This is a genomic window from Acinetobacter guillouiae CIP 63.46 (assembly GCF_000368145.1).
In the GTDB taxonomy this organism is placed as follows: Bacteria; Pseudomonadota; Gammaproteobacteria; order Pseudomonadales; family Moraxellaceae; genus Acinetobacter; species Acinetobacter guillouiae.
In genome coordinates this window covers 351,775-374,148 of sequence record NZ_KB849287.1, presented here as the reverse complement: position 1 = coordinate 374,148, position 22,374 = coordinate 351,775, and the positions used below count along the sequence as shown (strand labels likewise).

At 39.8% G+C, this 22,374-nt stretch carries 22 protein-coding genes; 3 read left to right on the top strand and 19 right to left on the bottom strand.

Translation table 11 applies throughout. The features are described 5' to 3' along the window. Positions 1 to 23 precede the first annotated feature (23 nt). The 3 genes from F981_RS21990 (at position 24) to rsfS (ending at position 2,289) form a co-directional block, all read left to right on the top strand. Positions 24 to 899 (top strand): NAD(P)-dependent oxidoreductase, encoded by an 876-nt coding sequence (locus F981_RS21990; RefSeq protein WP_004725902.1) that lies wholly within the window; start codon positions 24 to 26, stop codon positions 897 to 899. A 91-nt stretch (positions 900 to 990) separates the two neighbouring features. Further along, entirely contained in the window at positions 991 to 1,785 is a 795-nt protein-coding gene (locus F981_RS21985; RefSeq protein WP_004725901.1) for a hydroxypyruvate isomerase family protein, read from the top strand. Between the two features lie 102 nt (positions 1,786 to 1,887). After that, a complete protein-coding gene (gene rsfS / locus F981_RS21980) occupies positions 1,888 to 2,289 on the top strand; it encodes a ribosome silencing factor (RefSeq protein WP_016539395.1) in 402 nt (133 codons plus the stop codon). An 84-nt stretch (positions 2,290 to 2,373) separates the two neighbouring features. Here rsfS and F981_RS21975 read toward each other — a convergent pair whose 3' ends face one another. The 19 genes from F981_RS21975 to F981_RS21885 all read right to left on the bottom strand — a co-directional run bounded on the left by F981_RS21975 (position 2,374) and on the right by F981_RS21885 (position 21,861). Further along, positions 2,374 to 3,606, bottom strand: coding sequence for an ammonium transporter (locus F981_RS21975; protein ID WP_004725896.1), 1,233 nt, complete (start codon positions 3,604 to 3,606; stop codon positions 2,374 to 2,376). Between the two features lie 379 nt (positions 3,607 to 3,985). Then, positions 3,986 to 4,657 (bottom strand): 4'-phosphopantetheinyl transferase family protein, encoded by a 672-nt coding sequence (locus F981_RS21970; RefSeq protein WP_004725895.1) that lies wholly within the window; start codon positions 4,655 to 4,657, stop codon positions 3,986 to 3,988. A gap of 59 nt (positions 4,658 to 4,716) precedes the next feature. Then, entirely contained in the window at positions 4,717 to 6,126 is a 1,410-nt protein-coding gene (gene der / locus F981_RS21965) for a ribosome biogenesis GTPase Der (RefSeq protein ID WP_004725892.1), read from the bottom strand. Positions 6,127 to 6,326: 200 nt separating this feature from the next. Further along, entirely contained in the window at positions 6,327 to 7,475 is a 1,149-nt protein-coding gene (gene bamB, locus F981_RS21960) for an outer membrane protein assembly factor BamB (RefSeq protein ID WP_004725891.1), read from the bottom strand. Further along, positions 7,475 to 8,176 (bottom strand): YfgM family protein, encoded by a 702-nt coding sequence (locus tag F981_RS21955; RefSeq protein ID WP_004725889.1) that lies wholly within the window; start codon positions 8,174 to 8,176, stop codon positions 7,475 to 7,477. The genes bamB and F981_RS21955 overlap by 1 nt, the downstream gene beginning before the upstream one ends. Before the next feature lie 30 nt (positions 8,177 to 8,206). Next, positions 8,207 to 9,502, bottom strand: coding sequence for a histidine--tRNA ligase (hisS, locus tag F981_RS21950; protein WP_004725886.1), 1,296 nt, complete (start codon positions 9,500 to 9,502; stop codon positions 8,207 to 8,209). Then, positions 9,499 to 10,614 carry a flavodoxin-dependent (E)-4-hydroxy-3-methylbut-2-enyl-diphosphate synthase gene (gene ispG / locus F981_RS21945; protein ID WP_004725885.1) on the bottom strand — a complete coding sequence of 372 codons (1,116 nt, stop codon included), beginning with the start codon at positions 10,612 to 10,614 and terminating at the stop codon, positions 9,499 to 9,501. Before ispG ends, hisS begins: the two co-directional genes overlap by 4 nt. Before the next feature lie 21 nt (positions 10,615 to 10,635). After that, positions 10,636 to 11,424, bottom strand: coding sequence for a helix-turn-helix domain-containing protein (locus tag F981_RS21940; RefSeq protein WP_004725882.1), 789 nt, complete (start codon positions 11,422 to 11,424; stop codon positions 10,636 to 10,638). Beyond that, positions 11,415 to 12,218, bottom strand: a complete 804-nt coding sequence (gene pilW, locus F981_RS21935) for a type IV pilus biogenesis/stability protein PilW (protein ID WP_004725881.1) — start codon at positions 12,216 to 12,218, stop codon at positions 11,415 to 11,417. Before pilW ends, F981_RS21940 begins: the two co-directional genes overlap by 10 nt. A 65-nt stretch (positions 12,219 to 12,283) precedes the next feature. Further along, positions 12,284 to 13,528: a dual-specificity RNA methyltransferase RlmN gene (gene rlmN, locus F981_RS21930; protein WP_004725880.1), complete on the bottom strand. Its 1,245-nt coding sequence runs from the start codon at positions 13,526 to 13,528 to the stop codon at positions 12,284 to 12,286. A 178-nt stretch (positions 13,529 to 13,706) separates the two neighbouring features. Next, positions 13,707 to 14,138 carry a nucleoside-diphosphate kinase gene (gene ndk / locus F981_RS21925; RefSeq protein ID WP_004725878.1) on the bottom strand — a complete coding sequence of 144 codons (432 nt, stop codon included), beginning with the start codon at positions 14,136 to 14,138 and terminating at the stop codon, positions 13,707 to 13,709. Positions 14,139 to 14,281: 143 nt separating this feature from the next. Continuing rightward, complete coding sequence (gene iscX, locus F981_RS21920) at positions 14,282 to 14,482, bottom strand: Fe-S cluster assembly protein IscX (protein ID WP_004725877.1); 201 nt, start codon at positions 14,480 to 14,482, stop codon at positions 14,282 to 14,284. Positions 14,483 to 14,700: 218 nt separating this feature from the next. Next, positions 14,701 to 15,252, bottom strand: coding sequence for a phosphatase PAP2 family protein (locus F981_RS21915; protein ID WP_004725875.1), 552 nt, complete (start codon positions 15,250 to 15,252; stop codon positions 14,701 to 14,703). A 31-nt stretch (positions 15,253 to 15,283) separates the two neighbouring features. Further along, on the bottom strand, positions 15,284 to 16,570 hold the full coding sequence (locus F981_RS21910) for a glycosyltransferase family 4 protein (protein WP_004725874.1): 1,287 nt from the start codon (positions 16,568 to 16,570) through the stop codon (positions 15,284 to 15,286). An 86-nt stretch (positions 16,571 to 16,656) separates the two neighbouring features. Continuing rightward, on the bottom strand, positions 16,657 to 17,487 hold the full coding sequence (locus F981_RS21905) for an XAC2610-related protein (protein ID WP_004725872.1): 831 nt from the start codon (positions 17,485 to 17,487) through the stop codon (positions 16,657 to 16,659). 107 nt (positions 17,488 to 17,594) lie between these two features. Next, positions 17,595 to 18,392: a tetratricopeptide repeat protein gene (locus F981_RS21900; RefSeq protein WP_004725871.1), complete on the bottom strand. Its 798-nt coding sequence runs from the start codon at positions 18,390 to 18,392 to the stop codon at positions 17,595 to 17,597. Between the two features lie 87 nt (positions 18,393 to 18,479). Continuing rightward, positions 18,480 to 19,496, bottom strand: a complete 1,017-nt coding sequence (gene ilvC, locus F981_RS21895; RefSeq protein WP_004725869.1) for a ketol-acid reductoisomerase — start codon at positions 19,494 to 19,496, stop codon at positions 18,480 to 18,482. A 149-nt stretch (positions 19,497 to 19,645) separates the two neighbouring features. After that, positions 19,646 to 20,137 carry an acetolactate synthase small subunit gene (gene ilvN, locus F981_RS21890; protein ID WP_004725868.1) on the bottom strand — a complete coding sequence of 164 codons (492 nt, stop codon included), beginning with the start codon at positions 20,135 to 20,137 and terminating at the stop codon, positions 19,646 to 19,648. Beyond that, positions 20,134 to 21,861: an acetolactate synthase 3 large subunit gene (locus F981_RS21885; protein ID WP_016539389.1), complete on the bottom strand. Its 1,728-nt coding sequence runs from the start codon at positions 21,859 to 21,861 to the stop codon at positions 20,134 to 20,136. Before F981_RS21885 ends, ilvN begins: the two co-directional genes overlap by 4 nt. Positions 21,862 to 22,374 lie beyond the last annotated feature (513 nt).

Here is a 22,374-nt window from a genome sequence, read left to right as displayed (position 1 = left end):
TTGAAAGCTTTTTGAGTTATAAAATGAATTTTGATCGTAACAGTAAAATTGCATTTTTAGGGATGGGATTAATGGGTAGCCGTATGGCAACCCGATTAATCCAAGCAGGCTTGCATGTCGCTGTCTGGAACAGAACAGCATCTGCTTGTGACGCCCTTATTGATCTAGGCGCTCACCCATTACAGCTTGAGAATATTGCAGAATATCCGATTATTCTCAGTTGCCTTGCTGATGATAAAGCTGTACAGCTAGTCTATGAGCACATTGAGCCCTATTTACAAGCCAAGCAAGTGATTGTGGATTTCTCCAGTTTATCTGTGGATAAAACCAAGCAGCTGGCTGAAAGCGCAACAACAAAACAGGTGATTTGGATTGACTCACCTGTTTCAGGTGGAACTGCAGGCGCCGAAAATGGCACGCTGGTCATTTTTGCTGGAGGCAATGCTGAGGTGATTCAAGCACTAAGCCTTGTTTACAATATCCTCTCTCAACGTGTCACCCGTATGGGTGAAACAGGTACTGGACAAGCCACTAAAATCTGTAACCAACTTATCGTTGCTGCCAATAGTACCTTGATCGCGGAAGCTGTTGCGCTTGCCAGTAAAGCAGGTGTAGATACAACCCTACTGGCGCCGGCTTTGGCTGGTGGTTTTGCCGACTCAAAACCTTTCCAAATTTTAGCCCCACGCATGGCAACACATACTTTTGAACCAGTACAATGGAAAGTACAAACGCTTTCTAAAGACTTAAATAATGCCATTCAACTTGCACAAAAATTTGATTTAGAAATTCCTGTGGCTCAACATGCACTTGGGCAATTACAAAGCCATCAAAACAACGGATTTGCTGAATCGGATTTAGCCACAGTCATTCATCAAGTAGAAAATAAATCGGGTTAAAATACACGGAACTACACATAAATAAGTTGAAAAATAATCTATTGCCTACTACATTGAAGATGAGAGTCCAAATATAGCAAGGAGCGTTCTTATGACTAAACTCGCAGTAAACCTATCCTTGATTTTTACTGAAGTGCCGCTCATTGAACGCTTTGCTTTGGCACATCTTCATGGCTTCCACAATGTCGAAATTCAATTTCCGTATGAATTAAGCATTGAAGAGATTCAAGCGCAACTTGAACAATATGACCTCAGCCTTTGCCTGATCAACGTTCCCGCCGGTGACTTGATGCAAGGTGGAAACGGACTTGCTGGTGTGCCTGGTCAAGAACTGGCATTTCATCAAGCATTGGAACTTGCAATTGAATATGCAGAAGCGCTCAATGTTCCAAACGTCAATATTTTGGCAGGTAAACAACCACAAGATGCCGATTTACTCCCCTGTTTAAACACCTTGGCAAACAATTTAAAACTGGCTTGTCATCTGCTCTCTAATCGTGATATTCAGCCTGTATTTGAAATGATCAATGGTACAGACATGCCACGTTTCTTGGTTCAAAATATTGCACAAGGCCAAGAAATGTTAGAAGCAGTACAGCATCCTGCATTAAAAATGCAATTTGACTGTTACCACATGGCGATGATGGGCGAAGATGTACTGGCAGCCTTACAAGAAAATATTGATTGGATTGGGCATATCCAATTTGCTGACTGCCCAGGACGTCATGAACCAGATACCGCACAAATTGATTATTCTGCAATTTTTTCCTGGTTAAAACAAAGCGCCTATACGGGCTTTATTGCAGCAGAATACAAGCCACAATCGCATTCAAATCAGTCATTTGCATGGAAAGAAAAATATTTTTCCAACAACCATAGCTATTAAATAGGTGTTTACTTAGGCAAACGGTTGCATTGTATAATTTGTATTTTTTAGACAAAAGCGCTATATTAGAAGATGAGATATTTTCTGGAAAATATACCTTATATGAATTTAGAACCATCGCCCAGCGCTTCTAATTCTCACGAACTTGCAATGAACACTCAAAATCAAGACGTACAGACTTGTTTAAAAGTCGTACAAGAAGCTCTACTTGATGTAAAAGCCAAAGATATTATTCAACTTGATGTCAGCGCTATTAGCAACGTTTCAGATGCAATTGTCATCGCGAGCGGGACATCAACACGCCATGTTAAAGCACTTGCTGACAATGTTGCTGAAGAAGCACGTAAAGCAGGCTTTCGCCCAATTGGTGTTGAAGGTGAACGAGACGCTGAATGGATCCTTATCGATTTAGGATTTGTAGTCGTACATGTGATGCTACCAACAGCACGTAAATTTTATGATCTGGAAAGTTTATGGCGTGCGACACCTGAAAGTGTTGCCTAACTTTTAATACAGAACTTAAATATGAAAAAAGCGACTTTATGTCGCTTTTTTTAGTGCTTGGCTTTTTTCAAAGCTTTTAAGTACTCAATTTTTTAACGACTTAATTGAGTATGCATTACGCAGTTTACAAATCAGTTTAAATACTAAGAATGCAACGCCAAAACTCCACACAAAATTTACCGCAATCCCAATACTTTGATCGATAACACTGGCCTTGTTGGCTAAATTAATCACGGGGTTATCTGTCAAAGAAACAGCCAGTGTGCCCCATGCTCCACAAATACCATGTACCACAACAACTTCACGAATATGCTTAGAATCAATCCAATAGGTCAATAAACGGGGTAAATAGATTGTGAATAATCCAGAAACTAAGCCAATAATCAATGCCGATGACAAATTCACTAAACCACAACTTGCCGTGATCGCCACCAAGCCACCCAAAGCACCTTTAATCATTTCAACCCATGAAATAATTTTATTGTTGAGTACCAAGGAAAAAATCAAGGGGGCAATCATTGCCCCAAAGAGTGCAGCAAAGGCATTGATGACAATGACTCCAATATCCGCATAGAGTGCTGAGATATAAACTACATTTAGACCTGACCATGCCAGCCAAAGAATAAAGCCAGCCAATGCCAAAGATAAGATTTTATAATCTTCAAAGATTAAGTCTTTTTTTAAGATTTCTTGTCGGTCTTGAGGTTTTAAAGTTAAGTAGCCCGCCAACACAATCCATGCTGCGGTGGAATGCACCACTGTTGAACCCGCAAAATCAATAAATCCTAACTCTTTTAACCAGCCCTTACCGAATAAGATATTTCCCCAAGTCCAGCTACTAAAGAAAGGAAAGATCACACCTGCGATCATTAAACCGGTTATCCAGTTGACAAATAAGGGAACTTTACTGGGAATCACTCGCCCAACCACAGTGGTTATTGTGGTGGCCATTAGGGTATAAAAAAATAATAAATTCCAATGCCAACCATGCAGCATGCCATTCATATATTTTTCGGAGCTGGCATCGCCTGCAAGGAGAATTTTTGCGCAGAAGAAACCAAAAATAAGCGTTCCTAAAACTGCTGAAACATAATTGACCAATAATGCGGAAATTGACTTATAGGTGTTTTCATATCCGCCTTCAACTACAGCAAAGCCAGCTTGCATCAGAATGACAAATATTCCACCAAAGAATAAAAGCTCGTAGTTGGTAATGAGATTAAAAGCAGCAAGATCACTTTCTAAACTTGAAGCAAAACTAAAATTTGGATAAAAAAATATGATGCAAATTAAGCTGATGAAGTATTTAAATCGCACTATATAATTAATCCTAACCTATCGCTTTTTCATCGCTTTAAATTCACAATAATTAGTATTTTCGCTACTTAATTATCATTTAATTTATCAAGTATAGAGAATTTCATGGAGAAATAAACTAATTTTTATGTAAAAAATATAGCTTACAAAGTACACGCGACGAGCAAGATTGTTGATCGTGATCGAGTACTATTTATTTTTATTTAAAGATAAGCAGCTTACATTTAACTGGTTTTATTAAACAATGCCGATTTGCAACACATGTGGCTTAAGCTTGAAAGTTTCAGCACTTAGACGTATAGATACCACAATCGAATACGGAATAACGTTGCTGCGATTTATGTGTTATGCAGAATGAAAACGTCTATACGGTCTTTAATCAACCATGTTGAATGATTTGAATCTGTGGAAATGCAAAGCCCTTACAGGATAATTCAGAACGCCATGCCACCGTCAGCATGACTCGGCTCAGCTGGAGATTTTGGTAGGCAAAGCTGCCCAATAACGGATGCGTAGAGATCCCACCATCATTCACCACATGCACTCCAGTATTTAGCTCATTTAGACTCAAACGAATCCCTAGGCCTGATGCTTTTAAAATCGCCTCTTTGGTGGTCCACACCTTAAACCAAAAAGTAGGATCAAAGTCTAACGCTTGCCAAGCTTGATATTCTTGGGGATGAAAAGCATGTTTTGCTAAAGCTTCAAAGCGAACTTTTCGATCTAAATCCTCAACATCCACACCCAAATCTTGGATTTGCTGGCTACTCGCCAAAGCATAATGTTGCTGGCTATGTGAATGATTCACGTGAAACTTTGGATAATCAATTAAATAGGGTTTACCAAAATCTGTTTTTTCAAACGAGTGGTTACTGATTTCAACTGAAAAAATATCGGACAACAATTGGTTTCTATATTGATAGATCGCCTGTTTCAGTTCTTGGATCTGCCCCTTTCGATCGCTCGAATGGTAAGTCGGAAGAATATTTTGAATAGAATTAACATCCAATTGAATAATACGATTCACAATCCATTCCCAAACATTTTTCATTATCTTAAATCAAAAAAACCCAAAGATCACTTTGGGTTTTGGTGTGTTCAACGCTAAATTTAGCTTCTAAATTTCTTTTCAGCCTTTTTAAATTTCTGTACATAACGACGACGACGTGCTGCAACACGCTCATCAATTTGAGATTTACGGCCTTCAAATGGATTTTCAGCTGTTTTAAAGTCAACGCGAACTGGTGTACCTTCAAGGTTATACACTTTACGGAAGACATTTTCTAAATAACGACGATAGTCCGCAGGCGTCTTATCCACCTTATTACCATGAATCACAATCGTTGGTGGGTTTTGTCCACCCATGTGGGCATAACGCATCTTAATACGTTTACCACTGATCATTGGCGGTTGATGTGCTTCAGTTGCATCATTCAAAATCTGAGTTAATTTTGCAGGTGAAACTTTTAAGTGTGATGAATCATAAGCACGGTGAATGGTTGGATACATCTCACCGACACCTGTTCCATGCAAAGCAGAAATCAAATGTACTTTTGCCCAAGGAATAAAGTCAAAACGACGATCAACATCCAATTTACATTGTTTGCGATCATACTCTGTCATGTTGTCCCATTTGTTAATGGCGATCACCATGGCACGACCAGCTTCAAGTGCATAACCGATCAAATGTAGATCTTGTTCAACCACACCTTCACGTGCATCTAAAACCACCACGATGACATGTGCATCTTTAATCGCTTGTAGCGTTTTAACGATTGAGAATTTCTCAATCATTTCATCAACTTTACCTTTACGACGTACACCAGCAGTGTCGATCAAGGTATATTGACGACCATCACGTTCAAACGGAATATAAATCGAGTCACGGGTTGTACCCGGTTGGTCAAATGCAACAACGCGATCTTCACCTAACAAACGGTTAACCAAAGTAGATTTACCGACATTTGGGCGACCAATAATTGCTAAGCGTAAACCTGTTGCCTTATCGTGTTCTTCTGGGTTTTCATCTTCAGGGACATCCACCAAGATATCCTCAAGCATTTGTTGAACACCACGACCATGACTTGCCGCAACTTGTAAGGGTTCACCCATACCAAGTTTATAAAATTCAACTAATGCAGCTTCAGCATGTACACCATCGACTTTGTTGGCAACCAAGTAAACCTTTTTACCAAGTGTACGCAACTCACGGGCAATCTGCTCATCAGAAGCCAATAGACCAGCACGTGCATCGACAACAAAAACAATGATATCGGCTTCATTAATCGCAGTTTTTGATTGCTCTGCCATATATGAGTCGATACCACCTTCATTTTCACCGATACCCCCAGTATCAACGACAATGAAAGATTTATTTTCATAAGTTGCATCACCATATTTACGATCTCGGGTAAGACCAGCAAAATCAGCAACGAGTGCATCACGGCTCTTGGTAATCTGGTTGAATAACGTTGATTTGCCGACGTTTGGACGACCAATGAGCGCAATTACGGGTTTCATAAAATAACCTTTATTCAAGATCAGCCAGTATGACTGGTCTGAACATCAGAAATGTATAGGAAGAAGAATAGGAAAAACCTAAAATAAAAACACGGGGTATTGATTTTCAATCACCCCGTGTATGGAATTCATACGGATTGCTCTATTTTAACACAAGACTAAAAAAATAGAGAATCCTAATCGTGTCTGTTGATTAACTGTTAACGACTTTGCCAGATACTCATTGCACCTTTGCGTGTCGAAACATAAACTTGATTATCAATCACTCTCAAAGTACGTACTTCACCACTGGTTTTAGCACGACCTAACGTTGTTCCTGTATTTGGATCAATTTGATGTAAATAACCATCTAAATCACCCACAACAAGATTTGAACCGAGCAATACAGGGTTACTTAAGTTACGATTGAGCAGTTGCTCATTTTTCCAAAGCTGCTGACCTGTAATCAAGTCATACGCAATAATTTGACCATCAGTTTGCGATACGATGACTTTACCATCGGTCACTTCTGGACGGTTGATACTGCTTGAATTTTCACTCCACAAAACGCGTTGTGAAGCCAAATCTAGAACAGTAACTTGCCCTTGGAAACTCGTCGTAACCACATATTGTCCTGAAACGACAGGCTCACTGTCCACATCAATCAAGCGCTGAATATCAGAACGACCTTCAGATACCGCAACACGACGTTGCAAACGCGGTACACCTGCAAGGCTATCTATTGCAAAAATATAGCCAGTAGAAGTGCCGATAAGCACGGTACGTGGATCTAAACTAACTGGAGTGGCTTGGCCTCTTAAGCTAAATGAAGCGCTTGGTAACTTATAAGTCCACGCTTGCTGACCTGTCGCAACATCTAAGGCATAAACCGTACCGTCATTTGCAACCACAATCACGCGACCAGATTGAATCAAAGCAGAACTGATAATTGCACCTGACAATTGCGCAGACCATTTGGTTGCACCCGTCGCTTGGTCTAATGCAAAAACATGCCCTTTTTGATTACCAACAATCACCACACCATCTGCTGCTTCAACACCAGAACTTAAGCCATCTTTGGTAACTTTAGCATTCCATAAGCGCTGTTTGCCTTTATAGGCAGCCACTTCACCTTTTGGATCTAAAGCAAACACAACACCATTGTCTGTATCTAAACGTAGACGTAATGCATCTTCACTGCTGGTCGAAGAGACACTGGTCGAAAATACTTGAACCAAACTCGAAGCTTGTGCAACTTTAGGCAGTGGATTTGGCTTAATCTTCACTTCTTTCGTCTTATTACTTGAACAGCCGATTAAAGCGATTGATAAGATTGCTAAAGCAAAAGGTATTTTAAAATTTCTATCCATTAAGACTCATCCACTTGTGTTGCTAAGATTGGGCGTTCAAGATCAGGATCTTCTACTAATACGCCAACACTTTCGAGTTTAATTTGTAAAATTTGACGTTCTTGTTTACGCTCAACGACCGCATTCCATGCTGCTTGATACGATTTTTTTGCATTTTCAGTGTCATTTTTTGCCACATAAATATCACCTTTTAACTCATCAGCACTTGCCTGAAAAGCAGGATCATTCACAGCTGACAAGGTTTTCAAGGCTTCATCAAACTTCTTTTGCGCCAATTGTGCATCGGCAAGTTTGATTTTTACAACTTGTAACAAACCAGCGTCTTTAATTTTAGAATTTTCAACTTTTTTCAGTTCACGCTCAGCCAATGCATAGTCATTTTTATCATAGGCAACTTTTGCCATGACAATTTGTGCTTGAATTGCATGAACAGAATCTGGATTGTCTTTGACAATTTTATCTGCTGACGCGACTAAGGCAGCAGTGACTTTAGCATCACCATTGGCTGCTCGCGCCTCATCCATCAATTGCTGAACTTTGGCTGTTTCATTTTGATTTTCAGCCAAAGTTTTCTTTTGCCAATATTCCCTACCGAAAAAGGCAATCAATGCAATGAGGACACCTGTCACCATAGCCGAGCCATATTTCTTAAAAAATGACTTCACACTATCCAGTTGCTCATCATCAGTCATTGCACTCATTTGACTCCCCTTTTCCTTATGATTATCGGCTTATTTTGACGAAAATTTTTCAATGAAAAAAGGCACAATTTCAGTGGCCTTAATTTCATATTGTTCTGCTGTCGCAAGTTCTTTGACTAAAACTTGCTGCGCTACAGCCTCACGCTCACCAAAGATCAAAGCATAGCTGGCACCCGATTGGTCTGCCTTCTTCATTTGACTCTTCATTGAACCCTGTGAACCTGTTTTCAAACGAATTGTACTATTTACAGCTTCAAGTTGATCACGAATTTGTTCAGCCAATACCAAAGCCTGACCTTGTGTTGCAGGATCTGACAGCAAGAATAACTCACATTCACGCACAGGTGTATTGTCTTCAACTTGTTCAAGAAGCAATAATAAACGTTCCATGCCCATGGCAAAACCAACTGCTGGTACAGATTGATCAGGCTTACCTTTCAGCTGTCCAACCAAACCATCATAACGACCACCCGCACATACCGTTCCTTGAGAACCTAAATGTGTCGTTGTCCATTCAAAAACAGTTTTGTTGTAATAGTCTAAACCACGGACTAGTTTTTGATTGATGACAAACTCAATACCCGCATCAGTTAAATACTGTTGCAATTGAGCAAAATGATTCAAACTGTCTTCTTTTAAGAAATCATGCAACTTAGGTGCATTTTCAAGAATTTGCTGAGTTCGTGCATCTTTCGAATCTAAAATTCGCAATGGATTGGTGGTTAAACGACGTTGCGAATCTTCATCCAAATCAGCGTGATGCGCTGTAAGAAATTCAACCAATGCAGCACGATACTCTGCACGTTCATCAGACTCGCCCAAGGTATTTAGCTCAAGTTGAACTTTATCTGCAACACCCATGCGTTTCCATAAACGCGCAGTCATGAGAATCAGTTCAGCATCTTGATCAGGTGTCGCTACACCAAAAGTTTCTACACCAAATTGGTGAAACTGGCGATAACGACCTTTTTGCGGTTTTTCATAGCGGAACATTGGTCCAACATACCAAACACGTGGATTTGCACCACGGAGTAAGTTATGTTCCAACATTGCACGTACACAACCTGCTGTGCCTTCTGGACGCAAAGTTAAAGATTCAGGCGGATTACCCTTATCGAAGAAAGTATACATTTCTTTTTCGACGATATCAGTTGCATCACCAATTGAACGCTTAAACAAATTGGTATGTTCAACCACCGGCAAACGGATTTGCTGATAACCGTATGCATCCATAAGTGATGCTAAATGCTGCTCAAGACGTCTCCACGCAGGTGTTTGCGATGGAAGAAAGTCATTAAAACCTTTAATTGCGACAATTGAACTCATGATGAACTACGAATAATCTCTTTAGCTTTAGCTTTTTCAAGCTCTTGAACACGTTGACGAACCATGCTTTCGATTTCATCAACCAACTGATTTGTATCTATTAAGTGACTCTTTTCACCATTACGATACACGAGTGAGCGCGGACTTGCACCGACTATACCAATATCAGCTTCTTTTGCTTCACCCGGACCGTTGACTTTACAACCAATGACAGACACATCCATTGGTGTACGAATATCTTCTAAACGCTCCTCTAAAGCCTGCATCACTTTGATCACGTTAAATTCCTGACGTGAACAGCTTGGACAAGCAATAAAGTTAATCCCATTTGAACGAAGGCTCAGGGATTTTAAAATATCAAAACCAATTTTTACTTCTTCTTCAGGCTCAGCCGCCAATGAAATACGCATGGTGTCACCAATGCCATCCAACAGCAAACCACCTAGAGCAATCGCAGATTTCACTGAACCCGTACGATAGATCCCAGCTTCGGTTACACCTAAATGTAATGGATTATCAATTTGTGCAGATAATAAACGATAAGCATCCATTGTTAAAAATACATTTGATGCTTTTACTGAAATTTTAAACTCATGGAAGTTTAAACGATCCAATATATCGATATGACGCATTGCAGATTCAAGTAATGCCTGACCTGTCGGCTCACCATATTTCTTTTGGATATCTTTTTCTAAAGATCCAGCATTGACACCAATACGCATAGAAATATCGTGATGACGTGCAGCAGCAACCACTTCACGAATCTTGGCTTCAGAACCAATATTCCCGGGGTTGATCCGCAAACAGTCTGCACCCATGTCTGCAACTTTCAATGCGATTTTATAATCGAAATGAATATCTGCAACCAATGGTACCGTGACACGTTTACGAATTTCACCAAAAGCTTCAGCAGCTTCCATAGTCGGTACCGATACCCGCATAATGTCCGCACCAACATCTGCACAGCGTTGAATCTGCGCAACTGTTGCATCGACATCACAAGTTTCAGTATTGGTCATACTTTGAATACTGATCGGTGCATCACCACCGACATACACTGAACCTACACGTATTTTACGTGTAGGACGGCGCTTGATTGGATTCTCAATCATGATCTTATCTACTCTTGCCCATTAACGTGACAAACGGAATTCTGCTTTTCCGTTCACTGTATATGGAGACAATGAAATCTGTTCATTATTAAGGCTTAATGACACAGCAGTTGCATCATCGAGACGAATTTGGAATGGTGATTGGCCATTAACGGTTAAAGCAGCCGACTGGCGACCAGTCGCCAAAACTTTTCCTGTACTATCTACAATATGTACAGAAGTTGGATGACTGAAATTCAATACCATTTGGTCACCTGAAGTCGCAGTTGCATTGTTTAAATTCAACACTTCTACTTCTGAGGCTTGTGGTTTGGCATCGACATCAGCGCTTTTACCCGATGTCATTTTTTGAATTCCAGCAATCACAGCCCAAATCACCGCAAGCGCAACAATGGCAATTAAAATTCGCTTTAACCATTTTTTATTACGATCACTGTTTGATCCAGGCAATTTCCCCATAATCTTGATTGGGGAGTTGTTCAATGCATGGTTTGGCAAAAGCCCAGTATCATTTTGATAAATTTCATCAAAGCGTTGAATGACTACCGTTGCATCAACGCCTAAAAACTTGGCATATGAACGATAATAACCTTTAATAAAGGTTGCTTCTGGCAAAGACTTATATTCATCTTGTTCCAATGCTTGTAAGGTTTTTACAGGCATTTTTAGTTCGTTTGCAACATCTTGAATGTCTAGGTTTTTGGAGACTCGAATTTGACGCAAGTACTCACCTGGACGTTGAACATTTCCTAAGCCATTAGATGCTACGTTTGAACCTGTAGGTTGCTGTGAATTAGGATTTACTTCCATACGGCCTCAGTACTGTACTGTAATTGCAGATAACGTTGATATTCTTTACTGTCCGGGAACAATGCACGCAGTTGATTGACCAACACTTGCATTCCCATCTGATCATTATTGGCACGTGCAATACGTAAACCAATCCAAAGCGCTCTCGCACCCTGTTTGTCCTGACCTACTAAACGAACATATTGCTCATAGAGTTGACTTGCTTGCGCACTTTTTTGTTGCAAATAGAAAATTTCTGATAACTCTACCAGAGAAATAATCGAATCGCGATTGACTTGTAAAGCTTGTTTGAATGCTTTTTCAGCATTTGCCACATCACCGACTTTTAAGTAAACCCGACCTAAATTTTCTAAAGCCTTGTAACGCTGATCATAACCAAGCGCAGCACCAGCTATACTCAATTGTTCAATCGCGTCATTATAGCGCTCAGTAACAAATAAATATGTTCCATAATTATTACGAGCTTGTGCATTTTTTGAGTCACTGGAAATTGCACGCTTAAAATAGCCGTCTGCTTTTTCCATACTGATCTTACTGCCTTCTTGTTGCAGTAAGACACCCATCATCATATTTGCCGCAGAATCACGTGAATCAGTTTCTAAAGCTTGGTCTAGTGCGCGTTTTGCAGCATCTAAATCACCTGTACGAATATATTCAGCAGCAAGCTGAGTACGTACTTTAACGGCTTTTTCAGGATCTTTTTTTATTATTGTGTCTGAATTTGTCGTTTGACAACCCTGTACGACCAATGCAGATAAACCAATTGCCAATATTACAACTGCTTTTTGATACATCGATTTTCTCAAAGTCAGCCCCTGATTATTTGTTGATATAAATGTATGTCTACAAATCTTTAAGCTTATGAACGAATAATCTCACCACGTTCAGCAACTTTCTTTTTCCACTGCTCTGCACGACGGGTACGATCTGCCACTTGCCCGACCAACTGCCCACACGCAGCATCAATATCATCACCACGTGTCTGACGAATCGTACACACAAAACCTGCATCAGACAAAGTTTTTTGGAAAGAAATAATACGATTTCGACTTGAACGGCCATACGGCGCATGCGGAAATGGATTAAATGGAATCAAATTAATTTTACTTGGTAAGTTTTTCAGTAACTTAATCATTTGTTGTGCATGTTCAGGATGATCATTCACTCCTTCCAACATCACATATTCAATAGTGACATGTTTACGAGAGCTTTCATTACCATCTTTGGCAATATAGCGCTGACATGCAGCAATCAATTGTGCTAATGGATATTTTTTATTAATCGGCACCAATTCATTACGTAACTCATCATTTGGCGCATGTAAAGAAATCGCCAAAGCCACATCTATATCTTGTGCCAATTGGTCAATTTTCGGTACAACACCTGAAGTTGATAATGTAACGCGACGTTTAGACATGCCATAAGCAAAATCATCTAACATGATATTCATTGAGCTTAATACAGCATCATAGTTGAGTAATGGCTCACCCATTCCCATCATCACCACATTGGTCACCGAGCGCTCACGTTCAGCAACAGGTACTTCTTCCATATAAGAATAGTTGGCCACCCATAACTGTCCAATGATCTCGTCAGGGGTTAAATCACGCTGAAAACCTTGCTTTCCTGTTGAACAGAATGAGCAATCTAAAGCACAACCCACTTGTGATGAAATACACAGTGTTTTACGTGAGCCTGTTTTATCTTCTGCTGGAATCAATACCGTTTCAACCAAAGAGCCCGCACCATCACCAACACGGAATACCCACTTACGAGTTCCATCTTTCGAATAGTTACGATGCACCACTTCTGGCGCTTTGATTTCACAAATTCTTTCTAGTTTTTCACGCAACTTTCCTGAAATATTGGTCATTTCAGCAAAATCAGTGATAAAAAATTGATGCATCCATTTCATTACCTGCCCAGCACGGAATTTTTTCTCGCCGATTTCTTCGAAGAATTTTTCCAATTGCGGACGTGACATGCCAAGTAAATTCACTTTCTGCACATTTGCAGTCTGAATACGATCAGCCTGTACAGATTTTGATGATGCAGGCTGCTGTTCATCTAGATTTAACGATGAAGCGACAACTTCAGAATTCATGGGGATTACCTAAATCATGCCGTAGTAATAAAACATATTGACCAATATTTAGCCAAATAAAGCAACAAAAATAAAAAAACCAGACAAGTAGTATATCACCTATCTGGTTTCGGGTCTGTTATCAATTCATAAATCGGAGATTTATTCGTGTAGAAAAAGAGACCCTAGATACGTCGAATTAACGAGTACGTGGGCAAACTTCAGTTTGAGCGAAGAAGTAATTTACTTCACGGTCAGCAGATGCAACTGAGTCAGAACCATGCGCAGCATTTTCATCGATGCTTACAGCAAAATCTGCACGGATTGTACCAGGAGCAGCTTCTTTAGGGTTTGTAGCACCAAGAATTTCACGGTGAGCAAGAACTGCGTTTTCACCTTCAAGAACAGATACTACAACTGGACCAGAAGTCATGAATGCAACAAGGTCACCAAAGAAACCACGTTCTTTATGCTCAGCATAGAAACCTTCAGCTTCTGCTTTAGAAAGGTGTTTCATTTTAGTCGCAACGATTTTAAGACCAGCTTTTTCGAAACGAGCAAAGATGTCACCAATGTGGTTTTTAGCAACTGCATCTGGTTTTACGATAGATAAAGTACGTTCAATAGCCATGAGTGGCTCCTTTAGTCAAATTGACACGAAAATTTGGGCGCATTATACCGAATAATGAACAATTTTCTGCTTTTAATCTGTAAAAAATTTGGATTTTTCGATGCGCTGTGACGTTTAGCATCATTCAGCAACATCTCAAGCCATTAATTCGCTTCATCAATCCATGCCATTTGAATGGCTTCTAGCAGACCTTCAGTCGATTTGGTTGGATCATCACTAAATTCTGGCAATGCACAAATCCATGCATGCATATCGGTAAAACGCACCCATTGTGGATCCACATCTGGATGCGCTTCACTGAGTTCAATTGCGATATCAATTGTATCTGTCCAACGTAAGCCCATATCAGGTCTTCCTTTGCTCAATTTAATTCTGCTACTGTATCAAATCTCAATTCATTCAGAAATAAATCATTCTAGACATTTACAAGATTCACCACGGATTCAAGCGTTTAATTTACAAGACGGATTGAATTGAGCCAATTATTCAAAGTTAAAACCTTGATGATCAAAATCATCAGATTCTTTAAAAATAAAATTACAGACCAGCAGTAAGTAAACCATCATAACATCACTCCTAAATATGGTGCGCTTAACACAATCAAACTCGCGACACTTGCACCAATCAGTGCGCCAACAATGACATCGCTTGGATAATGCAGACCCAAAACCATCCGAGATAACGCCACAAGAATGGTAAAAGGCATCATAATGAACAACATAACTGGTTGAATATAGCCAAAGACAATAGTGACCATGACCGCATGTAACGTATGACCTGACGGAAAGCTAAAATGATCCAATGGTCGTTCACCCAGAATAATGACTTGATGAACTTGATAAGGTCGTGGTCTCACTGTTTTGTGTTTTAAGAACTTATAAATTCCTGTTCCTAAAAGACCCATAACAACGACATAGAGAAGTTGCAGACCATAGATCCAGCTCTTTTGTAGCCAAATCAGAACCAACATTGCGCACCAGAAAGGACCATCTCCCAAACGGCTCACAGTTTTAAAGAACGTCGCAATACTTTGGGTATGCGATAAATTATTAAGATATAAACAACCTCTAAGGTCGAGATCGAGCATTTTTATTTTGGTATTTTTAAAATTCATTTTCCACTCTCCTCTCATTATTTGAGATGAACTAGGTCAGTCGTTTTGCATACTGCGTTACCTGGTATAGTGCTTCTTCGAATTGTTGTACGGGATGTTGCCATCCAATGCTTTGCACATCATGCATCGCTTGTTGCCCGAAACGTTTGAGTGTGCTGTTATCTGGAAGATCTAATACATGTTGAGTGAATTGCTTGATGTCTCCAATTGGACATAACCAGCCATTCTGAGCATGTCTGCCATGAAGTTGAGCGCAGGCATAGTCATAAGCAATAATCGGTAAACCACTCGCCATCGCTTCGATAACGACATTCCCAAAGGTTTCTACCTGACTTGCAAAAACAAAAACATTTGCACTCGCATAGGCTTCAGCAAGTTGTGTGCCAGTTAGACTGCCCATAAAAATCACATGTTCAGCACCCGGCATTTTTTCTAAACGACCGCGATCTGGGCCATGCCCTACCAGCACTAACTTTACTTTTCGTTGTGCTTGTTGTCGCAGTTCAGAATAGGCATCAATCACCACATTGACTTCTTTTTCAGAAGACAAACGCCCAACATAGATCAAGACTGTGGTGTCTTCATCTGCACCCCACTGTTGTCTCAACTGTTCGGAGTAGCGTTGTGATGAAAAGCGTTCTGTATCAATTCCTCGCCCGACCACAACCAATGGACAGGTCACACCAAACTCACGTAATGCCTGCTCTGTATCACTGCTTGGCACACAGGTCAGTTGCGTTGCGTTATGGAACCATCGCAAATAACTTTGAATTGGTTTGACCAAGAATGCTAAATCAAAGAAACGGCTAAATTCTTGGAATTGTGAATGAAAACCACTTGATACCGGAATTCGTCGTGTCTTTGCCGCATGCAGCGCAGTAAAGCCTAAAGGCCCTTCAGTCACGATATGTACCACATCAGGTGAAAATGCCGAAATCGCTTGAGAGACTTTTAGAAATTGGGGCCAGCCAAACTTCATGTCTGGATATTTCGGAATTGATTGCCCAGTCACCAAGCACTCTTTATTTGGGCTAAAGTCTTGACATTGGGTCTTCTGTGCAGGGCGAATCAGTAATATTTTATGACCTTGATTTTGCAAGCCTTTACACAGTTGCATCAAAGACAAAGCAACACCATTGATTTCTGGTGGCCATGTTTCAGTCACGATTGCAATTTTCAGTCGAGGTCGAGATAAGTCACGAATAAGATGGTCTTTATTCGTATCGATTTTTTTCTTGTTTGGATTAAAATAAAATTTAAAGTTATCGGGAAAATCTTGTTGTTTAAATTGCAAGGTGTTCGCGTACGGTTTATTCATACGATACCTAATCTCTTCATTTTTGAATAGATTAGGCTAAGTTTTTGACATTTTAATGATTATTTAATGACAGTTTTTTGACCATTTCAATTTTCATCAGAAATACGATTTAACAAACCTTTCTGAACTTGATAAAGCTGTCCATTACCAAAATCAATTTGTTGTTTTTCACCATGTAAACTTGGAAAACCAACAATTTTTTCAAGTTGCGGAGAACGTTGAAATTGTTGTGTTTTTGGATTGTACATCCAGTAAATATAGCGCTTATCATCGACTGTACGACCTTGCGACAAGTCCGACACAATGACATCATAATAACCATCAAAATTTATATCCATATAGCCAATGCTGTTTGGATAACCAGTAAAACCTGTCAAGCTCTGTGCCACTGTATTGTTGGTTTTATTTAACACATCAACACGTTTTAAGGTTTTTCCATAAGAGCTATTGGCATCATCTTGACCATAAAATTTAAAGATAAAAACGGGTTTATTGCTGACTTTAAAAGCAGGCTCAAACTGTATCGACTGCCAAGCTGTATTTGGTTTCTTTAACAATGATGCTTTAAACACGCCTGTATTTGCATTTAATAGACCAGTTAATTGATCACTACCATTTGCCAAAGGATCTGATTGAGCAGTAATCGACTTTAAATCCAGCTGATCTGCTTTTTGTGTCCCTTTAAAGTCTGTTGTTGTACCATCCATTAAATCCGTCAGCACACCATGCGGATGAGCAATCCCCGCATAAAGATTCATAAAGTATCGACCTTCACTCGATTTAAGCATGCGTTGCATCGATACGCGTACGCCACTAAAAGGCTTTAGTGCGGTATTGGTCGAAGTGGACTGCGTTTCAGCAAAACTAAAGCATGAAATAGACAAAGTCGTCATTGCGATGAGAAGTTTAAATTTCATGCTTGAATACCACGTTTAACCAGAATCAATAATGTGTAATTTATCACAAAATAAATTTTTGTTAGTTAAAAATTGCTACCCTAAAAGATGATTTTAAAAAACGCGATTTAGACGCGACCAATTGCCTGCTTAGCAACATGACCTTTTTTCTTTAACTGCTCAATGTAGTTTAATTCATTACGCGCTTTTGCGTCTGAGGGATCAACCTTTAAAACTTTATTAAAATATTGAGTAGCTTCATCCAGTTGATTTAATTCAATCAAACTCACCCCTAAACTGCGTCTTACACTCTGTTGAATCGCCAATCTTTTTTCTTCAGGCTCAAGCAAATACAGATCCTGTTCAGCAGTTTTAAAACTTTCCAATGACGCTTGCCACTGTTTTTGTGCTTGCTGAATAAACCCTGCCTCTTTTAAATACTCACTATTAAAAGGTGATAGCGTTAAAGCACTTTTTAACTTCACTTGAGCATTCTTTAGATCATTCATTTCAATAAAGGCATAAGCGGCTTGAAAGTATAAGTCCGCCCAACAACCTGAAAAAACTCGAATATTTTTTTGCTTTCCCATATCAAGTGTCAGGTATAGCAAGGTTTCAGCTGTTCCGTTGGCAGCATAGAGTGTGTCTTGACTACTGTTTTGGTATTTTTCAAAATACTGAATTGCAGTCTGTAATGCCGCGATGGCCTGTTGTGGATGACCCACATTTAAAGACTGCTTGGCTTTTTCTAAAGCATTGTACGCAATCTTTTCATCGAGTAATTTATTTTGCGTATTTTGAAGCTGATTATGATTCTGCCTAGACTTTTGCATAGGATTATCAACGCTCGTGTTCTGTGCATATACTGGATATATAGCACAACAGCCAAGCAGACTGGCGATAGCGAAATATGTTTTTAATGTCATGTTGTTTTCTGCTTTATTATTAACTTTAGCTAAAATATAGCATAAAAAAACCCACTCAAAAGAGTGGGCTTTGATAAAAACTAAAAATTAGTTCTTTTCTTTATCTACAATTTTGTTGGCTTGAATCCAAGGCATCATCGCGCGTAATTTACCGCCAGTCACTTCAATACCGTGAGCTGCGTTTTGACGGCGACGAGCAGTCATAGATGGATAGTTCAATGCACCCTCTTGGATGAACATCTTCGCATATTCACCTGATTGGATACGTTTAAGTGCATTACGCATCGCTTCACGTGATTGCTCGTTGATCACTTCAACGCCAGTCACATATTCACCGTATTCAGCATTATTAGATACTGAATAGTTCATGTCCGCAATACCGCCTTCAAACATTAAATCAACGATTAATTTAAGTTCGTGCAAGCATTCGAAATAAGCCATTTCAGGTGCATAACCCGCTTCAACAAGCGTTTCATAACCCATTTTAACCAATTCAACAGCACCACCACAAAGTACTGCTTGCTCACCAAATAAGTCAGTTTCAGTTTCTTCACGGAATGAAGTTTCGATGATACCTGTACGACCACCACCTACACCTGAAGCGTAAGAAAGTGCAACGTTACGTGCATTACCAGAAGCATCTTGATGAATCGCGATAAGATCAGGTACACCTGAACCACGTTGGAATTCTGAACGTACAGTATGACCTGGTGCTTTTGGTGCAACCATGATCACGTCTAAATCTTTACGTGGAACAACTTGGTTATAAAGTACAGCGAAACCATGTGCAAATGCTAAAGTCGCACCTTCTTTGATGTTTGGTTCGATCACGTCACGATAAAGCTGTGATTGAAACTCATCTGGTGTCAAGATCATCACTAAATCAGCTTGAGCAACAGCAGCTGGAACTTCAGCAACTTTAAGGCCTGCATTTTCAGCTTTTTTCCAAGAAGTAGAACCAGCACGTAAACCAACAGTAACGTCTACACCTGAGTCTTGAAGGTTTTGCGCGTGAGCATGACCTTGTGAACCATAACCAATGATCGCTACTTTTTTACCTTGGATGATAGATAAGTCGCAGTCTTTATCATAAAAAATTTGCATTGCTGTCTCCGCTAAAATGCTGTGTTTCCTCTTCCTATCCTGAAGATTATTGTTTTGAATCTTCTAGTCTAAGTCCCTCTCCTATTGCGAGGAGAGGTTATACATGAGGGAATAAAAAATCAAATAATTAATTACTGGTTGAGGTGCAACTAGAGTGAAAGAACCTTTTCACCACGAGCAATACCAGATACACCAGAACGAACTACTTCTAAAATTGTGTTTTCTGCAAGTGCATCAATAAAGCCATCAATTTTTTCAGTTGTACCCGCAATCTGAATGGTATAAGTCGTTGGAGTAACATCAACCACTTGAGCACGAAAGATATCCGCTGTGCGCTTAATTTCAGCACGTGCAGAACCCAATGCTTTGACTTTAATCAGCATCAGCTCACGCTCAATGTGCGCGCCTTCTGACAAATCAACCACTTTAACCACTTCAACCAATTTATTCAGCTGTTTGGTGATTTGCTCAATTTTATGGTCATCACCATAGGTGGTTAATGTCAAACGTGACATGGTTGGATCTTCAGTTGGTGCGACATTTAAAGTTTCAATGTTATAGCCACGTTGAGAGAACAACCCCACTAAACGAGAAAGCGCACCAGCTTCGTTTTCAACGAGTACAGAAATAATATGTCTCATTCAGTACGCTCCCCTTTAGACAACCACATATCTTGCATAGATTGACCTGCAATAAGCATCGGATATACATGCTCGGTACGATCAACCATCACGTTAATAAATACACATTTATCGTTAATCGCCATTGCTTCTTTAAGCTTAGACTCAAGCTCATCCGCATGGTCAATCTGGATACCTACATGACCGTAAGCTTCCATCAATTTTGGAAAATCGGGTAATGACTCAACATAAGAACTTGAATGACGTCCTTCATAGTTCATATCTTGCCATTGTTTTACCATACCCAAAGCACGGTTGTTCAAGCAGAGAATTTTCACATTTAAGCCATATTGCTTACATGTAGAAAGCTCTTGGATACACATCTGAATCGATGCTTCACCTGTGATACACACCACTTGTTGATCTGGGAATGCAAGTTTCGCAGCCATGGCATAAGGTAAACCCACACCCATTGTGCCTAGGCCACCTGAGTTGATCCATTGACGTGGACGTTTGTATTTGTAATACATCGCACCAAACATTTGATGCTGACCAACGTCAGAAGTAATGATCGCTTCACCATTGGTTACTTTGTCTAAGACTTCAACCACTTGTTGTGGTTTCATCACACCATTTTCACCTGGCGCATAACGCAAACCATGTACTTTGCGCCATTCGTTGATTTGTGACCACCATGCCGAGATTTCTTCAGGGTTTGGTTTAGAAACATTCATTTGTTTCAATTGAACCAACATCTCTTGAAGTACTGGCTCTACCGCACCCACGATTGGGATATGCGCCATAATGGTTTTTGAAATCGTCGCTGGGTCGATATCAATATGAATCACTTTCGCATTGGTACAGAACTTCGCTGGATTATTGGTTACACGGTCATCAAAACGCGCACCGATCGCCAAGATAACATCAGCATTATGCATACTCATATTGGCTTCGTATGTACCATGCATACCCAACATACCCAAGAATTGCTCATCATCGCCTGGGAATGCACCCAAACCCATCAGCGTATTGGTCACTGGGTAATTCAATAAATGCGCCAATTCAGTCAGTAATGCAGAAGCATTGCCCTGAACAACACCACCACCTGTATAAATGACAGGGCGTTTGGCATTAATAAGTTCATCAATGGCTTTACGAATTTGACCTGAATGACCGCGGTGAGGTGGCTGATAAGAGCGCATCTTCACTTTTTCAGGATATTCATAAGCAAATTTGTCGACAGGATTAGTGACATCCTTCGGAATATCAACCACAACAGGACCCGGACGACCTGAAGCAGCAATATAAAATGCTTTTTTAATAACGGCAGGAATTTCACTTGCATGACGCACTTGAAAACTATGTTTTACGATCGGACGAGAAATACCGACCATATCTGTTTCTTGGAATGCATCTTCACCAATAAGATGGCTAGCAACCTGTCCAGACAAAATCACCATTGGGATTGAGTCCATATAGGCTGTAGCGATTGGTGTTACAGTGTTGGTTGCGCCAGGTCCAGAAGTGACCAGCACTACACCTGTTTTTCCCGTCACACGTGAGTAAGCATCTGCCATATGACCAGCAGCTTGCTCATGACGTACGAGGTAATGATTGATTTTATCTTGTTTAAATAGCGCATCATAAATATGTAATACTGCGCCGCCTGGATATCCAAAAACATGTTCAACGCCTTCGTCCGCCAATGCACGAACGAGCATTTCACCACCAGATAAAAGTTCCAACGTATTCACCCTAATCTTTATTCCACAGCGCTATGGGAGACACAGGCCGTGTTTCATTCATTGATTGTGCGCTCTGTTATAGCACACATATTTACTAGTTTTTGCAGCAATAAAAAAATAAATCGTCACGCAGCTGTTTGAGCTGTATGAATCACTGAAATATGTTGGGATAAACATGCTTCGGTAGAGTCATTTTCTCGGCTTAGAGAAAATGTTATTGCTTGCTTTGATATTTTTACTCGAAGGGTGATCGAAAAAAACATCTGAAACTAAAGCAAGCATTTTTGTAGTTTTAGCGAACAAAGTCAAGGTTTCTATCAGGCTTTTTATTGTTTATTTACCAAGCGTTTATTTTTAAAACTATTCCTTTTTTTTGGTTGTCTTATAAATAAAATTTTCAAAGACTTATAAGCCAATAAAATTGCAAAAGAATTATTTAAAATTTTATTATTCTGTATAAAATAAATACGATTTTTAAAATACCCAGATCAAGCGAAAACAATCCGATGTATA